The following is a 19,890-nucleotide window of genomic DNA, read 5'->3' on the forward strand; positions in this document are numbered from 1 at the left end:
CCTTTATTCTATTACTTAATAATATTATATTTAGAATCAAAACTTTAAGCACTATATATTATTGCATAATTTATTATAAATCCACTAAAATAGAAAATAAAAAAAGTTCAATTTTAATATTGAACTCATTTTGCTAATTAATTATTTAGTTTCTATTTTAGTAGTTTGTTCTACTTCTTTTTTTATTTTCTTTTCTCTTATTATTTTTTGTTTTTCTAATTGATTTTTAGATAGAATTGTTGAATCTTCTCCAATTAGTCCTTCAGATTTTGCAACAATTGTAGTAACTACAGCTCCTGAAGTAACATTAACTCCAGTTCTTCCCATATCAAATAATCCATCTAATGAACCAACTATTGCATAAACTGGAGCAAATCATGTTGATAATCCTAATCCAGATAAAACTCCTGATGTAAGAACAGTTGCAGTTCCAGGAATTCCACTAATTCCAAGTGAGGCAATTAAAGTAATAAAGAAAGCTAATATAAAGAATGTGAATAATCCCATACTATGAAAACTAGCATTAGTTGCTCCTGTTCATAATAAGCTTGTAATAACTCCAGATTGAACTCCAGCACATCCCATTAATCCCATTGTTGTTGATAATGGTAAAACTGTTGAAACCGCTGAATCATCGATCTTAACTTCATCTTTTAATGTTTCAATACTCATTGGTAAAGTAGCATTTGAAGATTGTGTAGCAAACCCTTGAATTAAAATTTTAAATGAAAGTTTTCATCAAGCAACAACGTTAACTTTATTTACAAATAACAATAATGTTAAGAACATTAATGAAATAGTTAATCCTAAATATCCTAGTCCTAAAACTTTTCCGATTGTAGCTAATGCACCAATTGGTTTAGAAATTACTGATGAAGCAATCATTGACATAACTGCTAAAGGCATTATTTTCATAAATGTCATTAATATTGAAATTACAATACTTCAAGCAACATCCATTCCTTTTCTGATTGCATCCATTTCAACAGGTTTTTTCTTAGATAAAATTTTTACTGAATTTCCAATTAATGCAGCTATTACCATTAATGGAATTACCATTGAACCTAATCAAGGTTGAATAAAGTTATTTGGTAAATATTCTCAAACTATTTTTGGTAATGGTTGAGTTTCTTTTGGTGGATTTTTATCTATTAAATGATCTAATGATAAACCTGATCCTGCACCAACTTTTATTAAATAACCTATTCAGAAAGTAATTACAAAAGCAAATCCGGTATTTAATAATAATAAACCTACACCTTTTAATGAAATACGTCCAACGTTTTTATTACCTTTTTTTGATGTAACTCTAAAAATAGCAATAAATACAACAGGAGCAGTTAGTAATAAAATACCGTTAATAAAAATATTTTTTGCTAAAGAAATTCATATATCTAATTGATATACTCACAATCTAAAATCAGGATTGTCTTTAGTTGTTTTATTTCCATTTTTATCTATTTCTGTTGGTAAATTTTGATTAACTAAACCATTTTGTGGGAACTTGTAAATTGCTTGAATAACAATTCCAAATACTAAACCAATTGCTAAACCAATTAAAACTCTATAAATGAATTTCAATTTAAATTTTTTAAATGTAAACCATAAACCAATTTGAATTCCGATAAATATAACAATAGCAACAGCAGCTTGTCAACTTCCTATTGCTAAGAATTTATCTAATAAAACATTAGTTTTTTCCTGCATTAGTTATTATTTCTCCTTATTAACTTTTAATAATTTTTTCTAAAGCAATATGAATAATATCTACAACTCTAGAAAATGGTGGTGAATATGGTAAATCAATTTGTGTTAATTCTTGATTAATTTCAATTTGATTTCAAATTAATGAAATTAAGAAATTAATTCTTAATACAGATAAATTTGAACCATACATTTGAGCACCAATTAATGTGTTTGTTTTTTTATTTAAAATTAATTTTAAAGCAAGTGGAGTTGGATTTGGATAATATGATGGATGGTCTGAATCTTTAATAAAAATAGTTTTGACATCATATCCTAATTCTTTTGCTAAAGTTTCATTAACTCCAGTTGAAACTAGTTCTGAATCAAATACTTTTAAAATTGCAGTTTGTAAAGTTCCAACATATTCACTATTAATATTTAAAATATCATCAGCTACAACTTTACTAAACTTTCTAGCAACAGTTGCTAGTGGAGTATAAGTAATTTGATTAGTTATTTTATGATAACAAGTAGCACAATCACCACAAGATCAAATATTTTTTAAATTAGTTCTACCATGCTTGTCAACAACAATAGCACCATTATTTAACATTTCAATTTTTGTGTCTTTTAAAAATTCAGTTGCTGGTCTAAATCCAATTGCTAAAATTACTAGATCAACTTGGATTTGTTGATCTTGATCTAAAGATAAATTCAATTTGTTATCTTTAGTTTGTGTTATTGATTTTAAACCATTTTCTTTAATAATTTGCACATTATTTTTAACTAAATTTTGTTCTAACAAATCAGTGATTTCTTGATCAAATACTCTTTGATTTAACCTACTAGTTTTTTCAATTAAAACAATTTCTTTATTAAAATGTTCTAACATTTCACAACATTCTAAACCAATAAACCCTGAACCTATTATAGCTACTTTTTTAATATTTTGATCTTTTAATTTTTCTTTTAACTCAGTAGCATCTTCTAATCTTGTTAGTGTAAAAATGTTTGGTAAATCAATTCCTTTTATTGGTGGAATTATAGGTTTTGCTCCTGTTGTAATTACTAATTTATCATATTCTAGTTCAAGTAATTGATTATCTTTTTCATATCAAACTTTTTGTTGATCAGGATCAATTTTTTTAACAATTGATTCATTATAAACTAAAATGTCTTGTTCTAAAAATTGCTCTACAGTTCTTGCTAATAAATCATTTGGTTTTAAAGATGGATTAGCTACAAAATAAGGTAAACCACAAGCGCCTAAAGAAACGTATTTTTCTTTTTGAATAACGATTATTTGTGCATCTTTACTAGCTTTTTTTAATCTACTTGCAACTGTCATTCCACTAGCTGCTCCACCTATAATAACAATTCTCATACTACCCCTTCTTTTAAAAATTGAATTAAAATTATTAAATATAAAAATAAAAATTTCTGATTTATTCACAATTAAAACAAGAAAAAAGCAATTTTCTCATTAAAATAATTCTAAACTAAATGTTTTTTATATTAATATTATTTATAAAATAATAATTTAATCTAATTAAATTATATAATCAGAACTTTAATTATTAATGCTAAGAAAGAATATATTTATGAAATCAGAAAATAAAAATAAAGCATTAATTATTGTAGATTATCAATATGATTTTTGTGATCCTAATGGTAGTTTATATGTAAAAAATGCTTATACATTAAAACCTAAAATTGAAAAACTAGCAAAAGAATTAAAAGCACAAGGTTGAACAATTGTTGCAACTAAAGACTTTCATCCAATTGATCATTGCTCTTTTAAAATTTGAAATAAACATTGTGTTCAAAATACTAAAGGTAGTGAACTTTATTTTGATTATAGTGATGTTGATTTAATTATTGAAAAAGGAGTTAATAAAGATATTGAAAGCTATAGTGGCTTTTTTGATGATGCTAAAAATTCAAATGGATTAGATGAATATTTAAAATCAAAAAATATTGATACTTTAAAAATAGTTGGGGTTGCTACTGAAATTTGTGTAAAAGCCAATTATGATGATGCTATTAAATTAGGTTATGATGTTCACGTTGATTTAGAATATTGCAAAGGATTTACTGACTAGAAAATTATCAAATGTATTGATTTATTTTCATTGAACAATTTTAATATTTTGTTATAAATTCAATTACAAATTAGGTTTTTTAACACCTAATTTTTTTATTTTTTTAAAGATTTTTATAATTTATAATATCGTTTTATATAATAAAAAGCGAAAAATATTTATTTTATAAACATAAATTTCTAGGAGAAAAAAATGAAAAATAAGTATATCAGTTTACTAGCAAAAATTGGAGTTTTATTTACTGTAACATCACTTCCACTAGTTGTTATTTCATGTAAAACTTCAAGTCCTAAAAACAACAAACCTAATAATCAGCAAAATGTAGCAAATAAAATTGATATTTCAACTTTAACAAATTTAATTCAAGCAAAGAATAACTTACAAAAACAAGATATTTTACAAGCTTTACAAAAAACAAATGGACTAGATAAATTAACTGAAAACGATTTTGACATGGACATCAAAAAAGCTAATTTATTACATAATGGAACATTAGTAGTCACATCTAATAAAGATTCTAAACTTATAAAAGGAGAATTAAGCTTAGAAATTGAAAGACTAACAAAAGTTGAAAAAGTCGATACCAAATATAATGAAAATAGAACTGAAGTTCTAGTAATTGGTTATGATGAAAATGGAAAAATTTCTAAGTTTGATGCAAGAGTTAATATGGTTCCTGAAAAACTACCAGAAGAAATTATTAGTTTGGATGATGCCTTTAGAAACAATGGTTCTACTACAATTAAAAATCTTGATAAATGAGACACATCTAATATAGTAAGTATGAGATCAATGTTTGAACACGCTAAAAATTTTAACCAAGATTTATCAAATTGAAACACAGAAAATGTAACTGATATGAGTTATATGTTTTATGATGCAAGTAAATTTAATAGCAAGTTATCAAATTGAAAAACTCAAAATGTAAAACAAATGCGAAGTATGTTCCAAGAAGCCAAGGAATTTAATCAAGACATTTCTAACTGAAATACAATTAATGTTGAAAATGTGAAAAGTATGTTTCAAGATGCAACACAATTTAATAAACCACTTTCTAATTGAAATTTGAAAAATGTAAAAGTATTAGATCATATGTTTCATGGAGCTTCTGAATTTAATAGTGATATTTTCAAAATAAATAATAATATAGTAACTGATATGAGTTATATGTTTTATAAAGCTACAAAATTTAATAAGTCTTTAGATTGAAATGTTTCAAAAGTAACTAATATGAATGGTATGTTTTATGGTGCTCGTGATTTTAATCAAAATATAACTAATTGAGATGTTTCAAGCGTTAAATCTATGAAGAGTATGTTTAGTGAAACAAGTCTATTCAACCAAGATATAAAAGGTTGAAATGTAGAAAATGTAACCGACATGGAACAAATGTTTCAAAAAGCACTAAGTTTTAATAGAGATATTTCTAACTGAAATGTTAAAAAAGTAGAAAAATATGCTAACTTTAGCATACATATGAACAATGAACATAAACCTAAATTTGGGCAAAAGAAATAATTAAATTCTTAATAATAACTATAAATAAAGTTCTAATTTTTAAAACCCAATAGAACTTTACTTTTTTCTATTTTCTCCATTAAAACTCATTTAATTAACTAAATGAGTTTTTTATTAACCTATTTTAGGATTAACCTACAACTATTTTTTTAAAAAACAATTTAAGAAAGTAAATATTAAAAACCACTAATTATTAAATGATATTATACAAATAGAAAAATTAATTAGGGTAGTTATGTTATTTACAACAAACAAACAAAACAGACAAGTTGTTTTTGATTTAAAAAACCAAAAGAACCATTCATTCTACTTTATTTACATTTGTATAGGTATTTTATTTTTATTAGGCCTAGTTTCTTTAATATTTTCCACTCCTTATAAAAATGATTTGTTATTATCTAGGTTTTTTGAAAAAGCAGCAAATTACGAATTAGGTAAATGATGATCAAGAGGTACTGAATTAATTGGTGATACTCAAGTACTTATTTATTATTTAAGTTTGTTTATGTTAGCTATTGAGTGTTTTTTTGCATATAAAAAACAAAATAAATCAAGATTTTTTATTAAGCATTATTATTTAGTAAAAATAGTCTACATATTAATTTTATGTATAACAATATCATTAGCCATTCATCGTATTTATACAGTTTTTAATTTTGATAATGGGTATGGAAAATATGGAGATCTAGTTTATCAAGATAAAATAATCTATCGTCAAGTACTTACTACAATTATTGCTATTTATCAAGTTTCTATTCTAACTTTTATTTTTTATACAATACATTTTAAATGAGCAAAAAGAACTGATATTTTAACTAATAAATACTTTACTAAATCTATTAAAGTAATGATAATAGGTCCTTTTTTACTAACTGTAGTTACTCTTATAAAAGGAATGACTTCTCGCCCTTTTTATTGAAACGTAATTTTTGCTGATCTTTTAAATAAAATGACAAAAACTCATCCAGAATTTGTTAGCCATTATTTAAAACAAGAACATATTAAATTAGGTTTTTTAGCTAGTGATTTAGATTTATCAAAATACGATTTTTTAAAACTAGTAGATGCTAGTGAAATTAAAAATATGTATTTTTCAAATTCTACTCAGAACTGAGCTTGATATATATCTAATGGTTTTTTTAATCCTTCAAAACATACTTGTCAGTTTACTTATTATCAAGAATGAGCTTTTCCATCAGGTCATGCTTGTCAGACTATGGTTATTGGTTATGCTTTATATTCAATTTTTATTTCTGATAAAAAGTTAACTACTAAAAAGTTAATATGATGTTTTGTTTATTTATTATTTTTATTATCTATGAGCTTTGCATTAGTTGTAACTAGAGGTCATTGAGTAAGTGATGTTGCTTTTTCTTATGTTTTTACAATTCCTTTAATAGTAATTAGTGAAATAGTTTATAAAAAGTTAAGTGTTAAGTATTTTAAGATTTAATTGTTAATTTAAAAGTTATATTTACTATCTTGTTTTAATATTTGTTTTAAGAATAAATTTATTCTCATATAAGTATTAGAAGTTTTTTTATAAAAATAACCTTTTTTATAAAAAACTAAATATATTAATAATTTAAAAATTGATATATAAAAAATAAAACTAATATTTATAATATTTATTATTATGATAAAAACAATAAGTAAAAAAGATACGATTAGCACTGAGTTTAATCTAAAACAACAAAGAACTTTTTCTTTAAAACCTATATTTATTAGTATAGCTATTATTTATATTTTTGCTGTTATTAGTCTGATATATTCAACACCATATAAAAATGATTTTAAACTATCTCAGTTTTTTGAAAAAGGCTTAAAATTTGAAATAGTTAAGTACTGATCTATGTGGTATGAAATTATTGGAGATTCAGAAACAACTGTTATTTATTTATCTGCTTTTATGGTTTTAGTAGAAAGTTTTTTTGCTTATAAAAGTAAAGATAATAAGATTAATTTCTGATCTAAAAACAAATGAATATTAAAAGCAATTTATATCATTATAGTAGTTTGTTGAATAATACAAGTAATTATTAATTGTTTTTTAACAGTTAATAAAGATAATGGGTTTGGTGTTACTGGAGATGCTGTTTTATTAGATAGTAATATTTATCGTAATTCAGGAATGATAATCTTTAGTATTATTCATACAATTTTATTAGTTAGTATTTTTTATTGAATTCATTTTAAATTTGCAAAAAGAAATGATTTTTTAACTAACAGATATTGAATTGATAGTATAAAGATTTTAACAATAGCTATTCTTTCAACAATTACAGTTATTTTAAAAGGAATGACTTCTCGACCATTTTACTATAATGTTGTTTATAATGATCTTTTAAAAGAAGTAAAGTTAAATGGTCGTATTGATTGAGTTGAACATTATTTAAATCAAGATGTTTTTAAACATGGGTTTTTAGATCTTAAAACAAATAAATACACTGCTAATTCACCTATTGAATGACCTTGATATGTATCTAATGGATTTTTTAATCCATCAAAATATACAAATCAGTTTGATCATTGACACAAATGAGCATTTCCTTCAGGTCATACTGTAGCTACTTTAACTTTAGGATATGTTTTATATTTATTCATAACTAAAGATAATAAGTTAACTTATAAAGAATTGATTATATTAGGTGTTTATTTATTGCACTTATTTTCAATGAGTTTTTCTTTAGTAGTTAGTAGAGGTCATTGAGTAAGTGATATTGCCTTTTCTTATGTGTATTTTATTCCTATAATAGTAATTACTGAAATAGTTTATAAAAAGTTAAGTGCTAAATATTTTAATATCTAATTACTATTGACTTTAAAAGTTATGATATTTACTAGCTTATTTCTAATATTTATATTTAAGAATTAATTTATGTTCTTATATAAGTATTAGAATTTTTTTTAAAAATAACCTTTTTATAAAAAAATCTAGATATTTTAATAATTTAATGACTAATAACTAAAATATAAAACAAGTTATTTATAATATTTTAAAAGTGGTCATTATGATAAAAACAATAAGCAAAAAAGATACGATCAGCACTGAGTTTAAACTAAAACAACAAAGAACTTTTTCTTTTAAACTTATATTTATTGTTTTAGCTATTATCTATGTTTTAGCAGTTATTAGTTTGATATTTTCAACTCCATATAAATATGATTTTAAACTATCTCAGTTTTTTGAAAAAGGCTTAAAATTTGAAATAGTTAAGTACTGATCTATGTGGTATCAAATTCTTGGAGATACTGAAATAGTTGTTGTTTATTTATCAGTATTTATGATTTTGGTTGAAAGCTTTTTTGCTTATAAAACTAAAGATAATAAGCTTAATTTTTGATCTAAAAACAAATGAATTTTAAAAAGTATTTATGTTTTGATAATTATTATTTGATTAATCCAAATTACTTTAAGATGCAATTCAATAATTAATAAAGATAATGGATTTGGTGTTACTGGAGATGCTGTTTTATTAGATAGTAATATTTATCGTAATTCAGGAATGATAATCTTTAGTGCTATTCATACAGTTTTACTAATAACAGTTTTTTGTTGAATACATTTTAAACTTGCAAGAACTAAAGAATTTCTAACTGACAAATATTGAATTGATGCTTTAAAAGTTTTAATTATTGCTATTTTTTCATCAATTACAGTTATTTTAAAAGGAATGACTTCACGTCCGTTTTATTATAATGTTATTTATAATGATCTTTTAGAACAAGTAAGATTAAATAAACATAGTGATTGAGTTGACCATTATTTAAATCAAGATGTTTTTAAACATGGGTTTTTAGATATAAAAACAAATAAATATATTGCTAATTCTACTACTGATTGACCTTGGTACGTACCTAATGGATTTTTTAATCCTTCAAAATATACTAATCAATTTAGTTCTTGACAAGACTGAGCATTTCCATCTGGTCATGTTTGTATGAGTTTAGCTTTAGGTAATGTTTTATATTTATTCATAACTAAGAATAATAAGATTACTTATAAAAAGTTAATTGTATTAGGTATTTATTTATTGCATTTATTTTCAATGGGTTTTGCTTTAGTTGTTAATAGAGGACATTGAGTAAGTGATATTGCTTTTTCTTATGTATATTTTATTCCTATAATAGTTTTAGTTAATATGTATGCTAAAAGAGTTATATTAAAAATAGTAGAGTTAGTTAATAAAAAATTTAGTAAGAAAAAAGGTTGGTAAATCCAACCTTTTTATGTTAATTATTATTTTTATCATCTATTTTAAATGTATTTTCATTATATTTTTTATCAAACTTACTCATAGCATCTACTAATACATCTTCAAAATAGTCAATAACTTTTAATTCTTCTTCAATTTTTTCAGAGTGAATTACAAGCAATGGCAAATCAATATTTTTTATTCTTCTTGTAATTTTTGGTTTCTCATGAAGCCAACCTTCTTTTTCTCAATCTTTCATTGCTACAATTATGTCATTTACCTTAGTTATTGCATCTTTTGCACTAGTTTCAATATTAGTAGGTTTTTTGTTTCTAATTTCATATATAGTGTCATAAATAGCAATTGCTTCTTGAACTAAAATATTTTTCTTTTCTTTTAGATCATTAATTTTATTATTTAATTTTTTCTTTTCTTTTTCTGAATTATCAAGATTGTTTTCTAATTCACTTAATAAAACGATTTTTTTAGCTAGTTCTTTTCCAATTTCTTTTTTCTCTGCTTCATATTGTTTTATTAAATTATCAGCTTCTTCTTGCTTTGCTATTAATGATTTATAATCCTGTTTTAATTGTACAATTTGATTTTGTTTTTCTTGTATTTCTTTTTCTAGGTTATCTTTTGTTAGAACAAATTTTTTTTCTTCTATTTTTCTTTCTAAATCTCTTAGCTCATTTTCTTTTTGAGTTTTTCTAGATTCTAGTTCTTGTATAGTAGATTCAGAAGATGAAATTTTTTGATTTAATTCCTTAACTTTCCCATCCAATTCTTTTGTTACTTCAGTTAAACCATTAATTTCTGTTTCTTTTGATTTAATTTCTTTTTTATTTTTTTCTAATTTAAGTTCTAGATTATTAATTGAATATTTATAAGCTTTTATTTGAGTGTTAAGAACATCTCTCTTAGCATCAAGTTCTTCATATTGTAATTCAAGCACATAATCTTTTTCTTCTAAATCCCTTATAGTGTTTTTGTTTTTCTCAATAGTAGATTTTAAGTTTTGGATTTCTTCTTCAATTTGTTGTTTGTTTGATTCTAAAGATTGAATATTGCCATCAAGATTTTGTTTTGTTTGTTCTTGGTTTTGAATCTTTAATTTCAAATCAGATATTTCTGATTCTAGGTTATTGATCTTTAGTTTGTTAGATTCGTTATCTCTTTGTATATCTTTAATTTGTCTTTGTTTTTCAGTTATTTGGTTTTGTTTTTTTAAATTGTCAGTTTCTAATCCATTTACTTCTTCTTCTAAACTAGCTATTTCTTCGTTTAGTTTACTAATTCTTTGTTCATTGTTAGCTATTTCAGACTTTGTTTCTCTTATTTTTTCTTTTTGATTTTCTAATTGTTTTTTAAACTCCTTTGTTCAATCCTGATCTTTTTGATTTTTAAGATCTTTTAACTTGGATTCTAGTTGTTGAACTTGGTTTTTCAAATCATTAATTTTTATATTTTGTGTATCAATTTCTTTTTGTTTTTCTTGTAGTTGAGTATTAATTTTTTGATGTTCAGACTTAATAGTGCTTATTTGTTTTTCTGTGTTAGAAATTTGTGTTTGAATTTCAGTAATCTTTTGATTTTCTGAAATTAGATTATCTTCTAAATTTTGATTTTGATTTTTTAGCTCAGTAATTTTAGAACTCAATGATTTATTTTTTTTGTTAAGACTATCAATATTTAATAATTTTAATTCTAATGCTAAGCGTTTTGAGTTAATATCTTTTATTGTGTTTTCAATATTAGCTATTTCAGAAATATAAATGTTTTTATAATTTTCTAATTCTCTTTTTTGTTTATTAGTTTCTCGATTTTTATTAGATATATCATCTAATTCTTTTTCTTTTTTAAATAATTCATCTAATACTTTAGTAAGAAGTTTTTTGTTGTCTTTTATTTTCTTTTCTACATTTTTTATTTCAGTTTCTTTTGTTGATATATTTTGTTTATCAACATTTATTTCGTTATTAATTTCTACTAAATCTGCATTTAATTTATTTATTTTATCTTTACTTATTTTTTCTTTACCATCTAGATCATTAATATTAGTTTCTAGTTCCTTGATTTGATTTTCTAGATAATGTTTTCTATTTTCTTTATCAGTTAAAGTCTTTTGGATATTTTTTAATTCTAATTGTCTATTTTTTAAATCCTTTTGAATAGATTTGATTTTGTTTAACATATTTTGTTCTTTAGCATTGTTTGAATTTGCTATATTTTTATAACTAACATACCCAAGACCAGTTGCTGTAAAAACACTAACAACTGCTAATAAACTTGTAAGCTTTTTCATAAAACACCTCTATTCAATTGGTTGTAGATTATTACTATTTAATGCATCATCTACAGCTTTGTTAAGATTATTAGTATGGTTTTTTAATTCTTTTGCATATCCATCTAATTTAGAATAAATATCTAAAACCTCTAAGTATTTTTCATCAATTTTATTTTTGGTATCCATCATTGGTTTAATGTACTTGTTGTAGTGAATACTTAATTCTGATGGTATTAACCAATCTCTGGTAATTTTTATAAACTCATCTATTATGGTTTTTAGTTCTTTGTTTTTTGTGATTATTTCAGGTCAAATAGCTCTAACTTTGTCAAATTGTTCTTTTATTAATTTCAAAAGCTCATTGATTTTTTTTAATGATGATTCTAAATTCTTTTTCATTAATGAAAGTTTTTCATATTCTTTTTTAGCTTTTTCTAATTCATCAGTTTTCTTTGCAACTTTTTCTCCATAGTTCTCTATTTGTTTGATTACGTCTTGTACTTCTTGAGATTTCTTATCTGCTAATTCTTGTTTTTGTTTATTAGATTTTTCTAGTTCATCATTAGTGTGTTTTAATTCAGACAAGTTTTGATTTATACTATCAACTACATCTTTTAGTCTTTTTAGTTCAGTATTATCTTTTATAACTTCGTCTTTTTTAGATGAGATTTGTCTGTCTATTTCACTGATTTTATTAGTTAATTCTCTTTCTTTTTTTAACAATTCATCTTGTCTACTATTTAATTCAGCAAATTTTTCTTCTAACTCAGACTTTTGTTGTTTTAATTTCTCTAGCTGAGAATTTTTATTTGCTAATTCTCTTTGTTTATCTTCTCACTCGTTTTTAACTGTTTTATATTCTCTGGTTAGTGCTTCTATTTTTTCTTCTTGATGTTTTGTAGATCTTTTTAAATTCTTAATTACTATTTTCTTAGCAGCTATTTGATTAGTTAAATCACTAATTTCTTTATTTTGACTAATTATTTGTTCTGATAAAAGTTCTTGTTGTTTTTGTAATTCGTTATGTTCTTGCTTAAGAACTTCTATTCTTTCTTGTTTTTGTTTATTTTCTTTGTCATAATTTTGAAATTTATTATTTAAATTTTCTTTTTGATTTATTAAACTTTGAATAGTATCTAAATATTCTTGTTTTTGTCTTTCTTCTTTTTCTAGTTCAGATGTTTTTTCTTCTAATTGTCTATTAATCTCTTCTTTTTCAGATTCTTTATTTGTTCTTGTATTTTTAATTTGATTAATAGTGTCGTTTAGTTGATTGATATTTTTTATAGATTCTCTTAATTGATTTTGAGACTGTTCTAATTCTCTTTCAACTTTTTTAATATCAGATTTAATTTTTGAAATTTCATTTTCTTTTACTTGTTCTAATGCTAAGATTTCTGCATTAATATTTTGCAATCTCTCTTCTAAAGTTATGATTTTTTGTTTTGATTCTTCTGATTCTAATATTTTTCTTTCTAGTTTTCTTTTAGTATTGTCTTTTAAATCAGATAGTTGAATTAGTTGATTTTTAGCGCTTTGTAGAGCATTTGTTTTTTGTTGAATTTCTTCTTGTTTTTTCTCAACTGATTCATTTAATGAAGATTGTTTTTGTTCTAAGTGAGAAATTTCATCTTGAAGTTTTTTATGTAATTGTTTTTTAGTTTCTAAAAGAGAAAGAAAGTAATGTTTTTGTCTTAATTGATGTCTTATATTGTCAATTTTTTCTTGCTTATTTTGTTTGTCTTTTTTTAATGTGTTTAATTCTGTTTCATAATCTTGAATTTGTCTTTTAAGTCTACTATAGTCAGAATTTAAATAGATTAAATCAGCCTCAAGTCTCTTGATTTCTTCATTAAAAAATTTTTGGTTCTTGTTATCTTTTTCTTTGCTTTTTTCAAGTTTAGCTAATTCTTTTTCTAGCTTATCTTTTTGTTCTCTTTTGGATTTTTCTTCAGAAACAAGAACACTCAAGTCTTTATTTAAACTGTTTATCTTATCGTTTTCTTTATCTATCTTATTTTTTATACTTTTTTCTCGTTGTCTTAATATTTCAATTGTGGTATTGCTATTTTTAATGGTTTCTGCATCTTTTATATCTAATGTTTTGATTTCATTTTCTTTATTTTTTATTTCAGATTGAATTTTAATCAATTCTTTTTCTAATTGTTTGAATTCGTTTTCTTGCCTGCTTCCAGCACTATTATTAGATAAATTCTTATATGCTACATAAGAAAAACCAGATGCTACTGAAACACTAATAGCAGTAAGTAATACTATTAACTTTTTCATATAAACCTCTAAAAATAATACGTCTTATTATAATTTTATAATTTCTTGTTTATTTTTCTTTTTTTGTGGCAGAAAAACCGAGTTTTGATGAAAAAAACTTGTATAAAAATGGTGTTTTTGTGCTATAATAAATTTTTTATTGTATTTTTTTATGTTGTTAAATGAAAATAAAAAATAAGTCTAGATGTAATTGGTTAGTAAAAAAGACTGAAAATTTCAGTCTTTTTGCTTATAAATACTATTTTTTTATTTTTCCAATTCAAAGAATTTATCATCAAATTTCTTGTTAAAGTCATTAACAATAGTTTCTAGTTGTTTACCAAATTTTTGTACTTCACCTAGTTCACCTACAATTTTATCGTAAGCTTGTTTTAATTTTTCTAAGTCATTGTCTCTAATTTTATTTGTAATTGCTTTTTTCCTACTATTACTTTTTTCATTTTTCCAATCAAGCATTAATTTATTAATATCCACAACTTTGATAACTGAAGTCTTAATGTTTTCAATAATATCATTTGTTTTAACAACAGTAGGATCTACTTGTTTTTTAATTTGTTCAACTTGTTCTTTTAAATAATCTTTACTGTTTTGGATTTTCATAATTTGTGCTTCTATTTTTCTGTTTTGTTCTTTAATAGTTGAAGCTTGTTTTTCTAATTGATCTGCTAGCTGTTCTTTTTCTGCTTGTTTACTTGTTAAAGCATTGTTTTTACTTTCAAGTTCAGCTATTTTTTCTTCAAGTTCTCTTTGTTTATTTTTTAAAGCAGTTTGTTCATTATGAAGTTTTACTATTTCTTCATCGTATTTTCTTTTTTGTTTTTCTAATTGACTAAACTTGTTTTCAAAATCAAGTGAATTTAGTTTCTTGTCTAATTCATCTAACTTGCTTTCTTTTTGGGCTTTTAAAGCTTTTAGTTTATCTACATTAGATTTAATAGAAGCAATTTTTTGTTTTAGATAATCAACGTTTTCTTTAAGTTGTTTATTATGTTTTGTTAATTCGTCTAATTCTTTTACGTCCTTATCAAATTCTTGAACAAGTTGATCTAGACTAGTGTCATTTTCATTAATTGAAGCTGATATGGTATCTATTTGTTTTTTTAATTGTTCTCTTGTATTTCCTAGTTCGTTTATTGTTGTTTCAAGTTCAGATTCTTTAGATTTTAGTCTTTCAATTTCTTGTTTATTTTGTTCATTAGTATTTCTTAGTTCTTGTATTTCTTGTTCTTTTAAACGTTTTTCTTGTTGTTTTTGGTGAATTCTATTATCTAATTCTGCACTTAATTCCTTTTGTTTTTGAATTTGAGATTCTAAATCACTAATGCTTGATTTTAGATTTTGTAGTTCTTGTTTTTTAGAATCATTTTCACTTTTTATACTTCTAATTAGATCTTCTTTTTGTTGTAATTCTCTTCTTTTTGAAACATTAGTACTATTTGAATTATTTAGTTCTGTTCTTAAATCATTAATTTGATTATTTAAATCAGTAATTTTTTGATTATTATTAGAAATTTGATTTTCAATTTCTACTTTTTTATTTTTTTGTTGAGTTAATTGTTCATGCAATTTACTATTTCAGCCCTGTTGTTTTTGATTTTTTAGAACACTTAGTTCAGTATTTAATGTATTTAATTGGTTAGTCTTTTCTATTAATAAAGCATTAGCTTGTTCTACTTCTTTTTGTTTAGCAGATAATTGTTCAACAACTTCTATTTGTTGATTTTTAGCGTTTGTAATGTTTGTTTGAGTTGTACTAATTTCAGTTTTTAATGCATTAAAATCATTATTTAATTTTGTGATATTATCTGTTAATTGTGTATTTTTACTTTTAAATTCTGTTATTTGTTTTTCTAAAGTTTTGTTCTTTTTATCCAATTTTACAAGAGTAAATAAAGTAGTTAATAATTTAGAATGTTGTTTTCTAGTGTTTGTAAGATTATTTTCAATATCTAATATTTGTTCTTTAAGTAGATCTTTATCAAGCTCTAATTCTGTTTTTTGTTTTCTTAGATCGTTGATTTTACTATTTATTTCATCAACTAAATTACTATCATTAGTTACTCTAACTAAATCATCAATAATTTCTTTTTTAACTTTATCTAATTCTTTTTTTGAACTATTATACTTGTCTTTATTAGCATTGATTTGATCATTATCATTTTTTAGTTCTTCGTTTATTTTTTTAGAACTGGAATCTAAAGTTTCTAATTGTTTTTTGTTTTTTACTAATTGATCGTTTAAATTACTTGCTTGAGTTTCTAAACCTTTTATTTCATTATTAAAAGCATTGATTTGTTCTTTTTTTAAAATTAAGTTGTTTTGTATGTCTTCAGCTATTTTTTGTTTTTGTTTTAATTGATTTTTTAATGTATCTAGCTCTTTTGACATTTCACTTTCTCTAGAATCTCTTTTAACAGCAACATTTTTTAAAGTAACATAAGCAAAACCAGATGAAGTAAAAACACTAATTGTTGCTAATAAAATAGGTAGCTTTTTCATAAAATTTTCTCCTTCAAATAGTTTTAACTTATTAAATCAGTTATTTGTTTGTCAATTTCTCTAACAGTGTTTTCTAAACTTACTTTATAATTTTTTAAAGCTTCTAATTTTGTTTTTATTCCTTTTAGTTTTTGATTAATTGTTGTTTCATATTTTTTTAATTGCTCAAAGTATTCAGAGAATTTTTTCCCGCTTTCATTGTATTTTAGTCATTGGTTTATTTTTATTTCATAATCCTTAATTTCTACTTTAATCTCTTTTACTTGATCTACTAACTCAGAAAAACCTTTTTTAGTATTATTAACAATTGTTTTAAGATTCTTAATAGATGTCTCTATTCCAGAATAAGAACTATCTATTTTTTGTTTTTTTGCTGCAAGTTCTTTACTTTTTTTAGTTTCTATTTTTATTTGTTTTCTAAAAGTAATAATTTTTGAATCTAGAAAATCAATATCTGATTGTAACTCATTAATTTCTTCTTCTTTTGCTTCTATGATAAGTTGTCGTTCATTGTTTTGTCTAGTTAATTCTTTGATAGTTTCATTAAGATTTGATATAGTTCTTTTTTGTTCTTCAATAGTAGCTTCTAACCTTTTTAAACTTGCTTCTTTATCTTCAATATATTTACTTTTAACTAGAATTTGAGCATTGATTTCTTCAATTTGGTGAGTTAAATTTTTTGATTCATAATTTAGTTCAGAAAATTCACTGTTTAATGTTTTAAGTTCTTTTTCTAGTTGTTGTTTTTCAGAATTTAAAGTAGATAATTCTACTTTTTTCTTTTCTATTTCTTGTTGTTTTGATGCTAGATTTTGTTTAATTGAAGCTGCTTGTGTAGTTAATGTATTTAATTGTTTTTGTAAAGATTCTATAGTTGTTCGTAAACTAGTTATTAATTTATCTTTATCTTTACTACTTTTTTCTAAATCTTTAATTGTTCCTTCTTGATCAATTTTTAAGACTGTTAATCTTTTAAGATTTTTATTTAATTGTTCTAGTTTTTGTTCAAGTTCATTTATTGTTTCTTGTTTTTGTTTATTTTGTTTTTTAATTGCTTCTAATTTACTTTCTAAACTAGTTTTTTGATTTTTATTACTTTTTATAGAAATTAAATAAGCTTGTTTTTCTTGTTCTAGTTTTTGTATTTCATTATTTTTTTCTCTGATTTTTTCATCTAATTCTTTATTATCAGAAACACTAGTTTCTTTTTGATTTTTAAGTTCTTGGATTTGTTGATTTAATTGATCAATTTGAGTATTTGTTTGATTTAGTTTATTTTCTAATTGGCTTATTTGTTGATCTATATTTGAAATTTCTGTTCTAACCTTGTTAGCATCAGTTTCTTTTTCTTGTTTTAATCTATTAATTTGTTCAGTAACACTTTGAATTTGATTTTCTAGATTAGTAATTTGTTGATTTAAACTTGTTAGTTCATTAGTCTTTTGATCTAGTTGTTGTTTAATAGCATTTGTTTGTTTTGAAACACTATCTAGTTCTTGTTTTTTAGAATTTAGATCACTAGTTTTTTTACTTATTTGTGTTTCTATTTGATTCTTTTCTTGTGTTAATAAAGTATTTTTATCTTTAAGTTCTGCCAATTGTCTTTCTAGTTGTTTAGATTGATTTGTTTTAGAAACTAATTTAGATGATAAGAATAAAAGATCTTGATTATTTTTTGTTTTTAAATTATTTAATTGTTCTTCTTTTTGTTGTTTTGTTTTATTAAGTTGGTTAAGTTCTTCTTTTAGAGATTTGATTTGATCATTAGTAGTATTAAATTGGTTAAGTTTATTTTCTAGTTCAGCACGTGTGTTTGTAAGTTCTTCATTTAACTGTTCTAGATATTTATCTTTATCTTTTTTATTATCTTTAAGTTTTTTTAATTCATCTTTAGATTTATTAACTTGATCTTCTTTGATTTTAAATTCTTTTTTTTAAATTAGTTAAATCAGCTGTTAATTTACTAATTCTTTGTTTTTGTTCAGAATCTTTTCTAATAAGATCATCTCTTTGTTTTTTTAATTTAGTAACTTTTTCTTTACTACTAATTAAGTTATTTTCATTTTCTAAAAGTAAGGTTTTAAGATTATTTTCTTTAGTATTAATATCATCATTAATACTTTTTAATTGTTCTTCTATTTTCTTAACTTCGTTTTTATGTGTATTAATTGAAACATTTTTATTATGAATATTTTTATATCCAACATATGAAAAACCTGCTGCTGATAAAACACTAACAGTTGCAAGCAATGCTACTAACTTTTTCATATAAACCTCTATTCAAAAATTACATTCTAATATAATTTTAATACTTATAAAGTTTTGTTAAAAAAAGGTATTGTAATTTTCTAAGAAATTGTTTAAAATTATTATTTATGGGTTTTAAAGAGTAAGTATTAAGTTATATTATTTTTATAAAATTAGTAAGAAAAAACTAGCAGAAATGCTAGTTTTTTGTTGTTATGGTTGTTTATATTAAGGTTTATTTAGGTTCAAAAACGTTAGTTAAATAAATATTATTAGATACATAGTTTGATATTCCAATCTACCTACTATATAGGTATTGACATTATATATATATATATATATATATAATGATTTCCGACACATTAATATATGTGGTAACTATAAAATAAACTTTTAAGGACATAATAATATGAAAAAATTACTAACAATACTAGGATCAGTTGGTTTAATTGCTACAACTAGTGCTGCAGTAGTTGCATGTGGTGATAAGACTCCTAAAATTTCTGAACCTAAAAAAGAAGTAGAAGAAAAAGATAAAAAAGAAGAGAGTGAAAAAAAAGAAAATAAAGAGGAAAAAACTAAACAAAATTTTTCAAAAGTAGAAAATCAAAATATAGGTAATTTCCCTCCAAATAATAAAAATACTGTTCCTCAAACAAATATTAAAAAGAAATTAGCAGAATTATTAAATACACCTGAAAATGAATTGACTGACTTAAATGTTGATTATGAAAATAAAAAAGGTGAAGTTAAATTACCAAAATTTGATAAAACTTTAAAATTCACTTTCACTTCATTTTTAGATTTAGGTGAATTTGAATCAAACAATAATACAATACCACAGACTAAAATTAAAGAAAAAATATCTAGTTTATTAAGTATTAGTTCAAGTGACTTACACGAACTATCTGTTGATTATGAAAATAAGAAAGGTACAGTTAAATCTTCTAAATTTTCAGGTTCTATAGAATTTAAATTTTCAGAAAAATCAAAAAGATCTCAATAATTAAATAATAATAAAAATCTCTAATTTAGCTAAAACTAGATTAGAGATTTTTTAATTTAT

Annotated in this window: 13 protein-coding genes; 6 read left to right on the forward strand and 7 right to left on the reverse strand. The window is 22.9% G+C overall.

Annotation, left to right across the window (positions count from 1 at the left end; all coding sequences use genetic code 4):
* Positions 1-141 precede the first annotated feature (141 nt).
* Positions 142-1,707: a dicarboxylate/amino acid:cation symporter gene (locus D500_RS04415; RefSeq protein ID WP_008363273.1), complete on the reverse strand. Its 1,566-nt coding sequence runs from the start codon at positions 1,705-1,707 to the stop codon at positions 142-144.
* 19 nt (positions 1,708-1,726) lie between these two features.
* Complete coding sequence (locus tag D500_RS04420; protein ID WP_008363275.1) at positions 1,727-3,070, reverse strand: FAD-dependent oxidoreductase; 1,344 nt, start codon at positions 3,068-3,070, stop codon at positions 1,727-1,729.
* A gap of 217 nt (positions 3,071-3,287) precedes the next feature.
* Between D500_RS04420 and D500_RS04425 the strand changes: the two genes are divergently transcribed.
* From D500_RS04425 to D500_RS04445, 5 genes are all read left to right on the forward strand, one after another.
* Positions 3,288-3,788, forward strand: a complete 501-nt coding sequence (locus tag D500_RS04425; protein WP_008363277.1) for an isochorismatase family protein — start codon at positions 3,288-3,290, stop codon at positions 3,786-3,788.
* A gap of 192 nt (positions 3,789-3,980) precedes the next feature.
* Positions 3,981-5,306, forward strand: coding sequence for a BspA family leucine-rich repeat surface protein (locus D500_RS04430; protein ID WP_008363278.1), 1,326 nt, complete (start codon positions 3,981-3,983; stop codon positions 5,304-5,306).
* Between the two features lie 235 nt (positions 5,307-5,541).
* A complete protein-coding gene (locus D500_RS04435; RefSeq protein ID WP_008363280.1) occupies positions 5,542-6,759 on the forward strand; it encodes a phosphatase PAP2 family protein in 1,218 nt (405 codons plus the stop codon).
* Between the two features lie 183 nt (positions 6,760-6,942).
* Positions 6,943-8,115 carry a phosphatase PAP2 family protein gene (locus D500_RS04440; RefSeq protein WP_239759446.1) on the forward strand — a complete coding sequence of 391 codons (1,173 nt, stop codon included), beginning with the start codon at positions 6,943-6,945 and terminating at the stop codon, positions 8,113-8,115.
* Between the two features lie 202 nt (positions 8,116-8,317).
* Complete coding sequence (locus tag D500_RS04445) at positions 8,318-9,523, forward strand: phosphatase PAP2 family protein (protein ID WP_239759447.1); 1,206 nt, start codon at positions 8,318-8,320, stop codon at positions 9,521-9,523.
* A 16-nt stretch (positions 9,524-9,539) separates the two neighbouring features.
* Here D500_RS04445 and D500_RS04450 read toward each other — a convergent pair whose 3' ends face one another.
* From D500_RS04450 to D500_RS04470, 5 genes are all read right to left on the reverse strand, one after another.
* Positions 9,540-11,807 carry a helix-rich protein gene (locus D500_RS04450; RefSeq protein ID WP_008362953.1) on the reverse strand — a complete coding sequence of 756 codons (2,268 nt, stop codon included), beginning with the start codon at positions 11,805-11,807 and terminating at the stop codon, positions 9,540-9,542.
* Positions 11,808-11,816: 9 nt separating this feature from the next.
* On the reverse strand, positions 11,817-14,078 hold the full coding sequence (locus D500_RS04455; RefSeq protein WP_008362955.1) for a helix-rich protein: 2,262 nt from the start codon (positions 14,076-14,078) through the stop codon (positions 11,817-11,819).
* A gap of 246 nt (positions 14,079-14,324) precedes the next feature.
* The gene (locus tag D500_RS04460) at positions 14,325-16,577 is read right to left on the reverse strand and encodes a helix-rich protein (RefSeq protein ID WP_008362957.1); all 2,253 of its coding nucleotides are present in this window, start codon (positions 16,575-16,577) and stop codon (positions 14,325-14,327) included.
* 23 nt (positions 16,578-16,600) lie between these two features.
* A complete protein-coding gene (locus D500_RS04465; RefSeq protein WP_320415081.1) occupies positions 16,601-18,496 on the reverse strand; it encodes a helix-rich protein in 1,896 nt (631 codons plus the stop codon).
* 1 nt (position 18,497) lies between these two features.
* Positions 18,498-18,845 (reverse strand): hypothetical protein, encoded by a 348-nt coding sequence (locus D500_RS04470; RefSeq protein ID WP_008362962.1) that lies wholly within the window; start codon positions 18,843-18,845, stop codon positions 18,498-18,500.
* Positions 18,846-19,233: 388 nt separating this feature from the next.
* Here D500_RS04470 and D500_RS04475 point away from each other — a divergent pair, with 388 nt between their 5' ends.
* Positions 19,234-19,830: a lipoprotein gene (locus D500_RS04475; RefSeq protein WP_239759448.1), complete on the forward strand. Its 597-nt coding sequence runs from the start codon at positions 19,234-19,236 to the stop codon at positions 19,828-19,830.
* The last annotated feature ends 60 nt before the right edge of the window (positions 19,831-19,890 follow it).

It is taken from the genome of Mycoplasma feriruminatoris (genome assembly GCF_000327395.2).
GTDB lineage: Bacteria > Bacillota_I > Bacilli_A > Mycoplasmatales > Mycoplasmataceae > Mycoplasma > Mycoplasma feriruminatoris.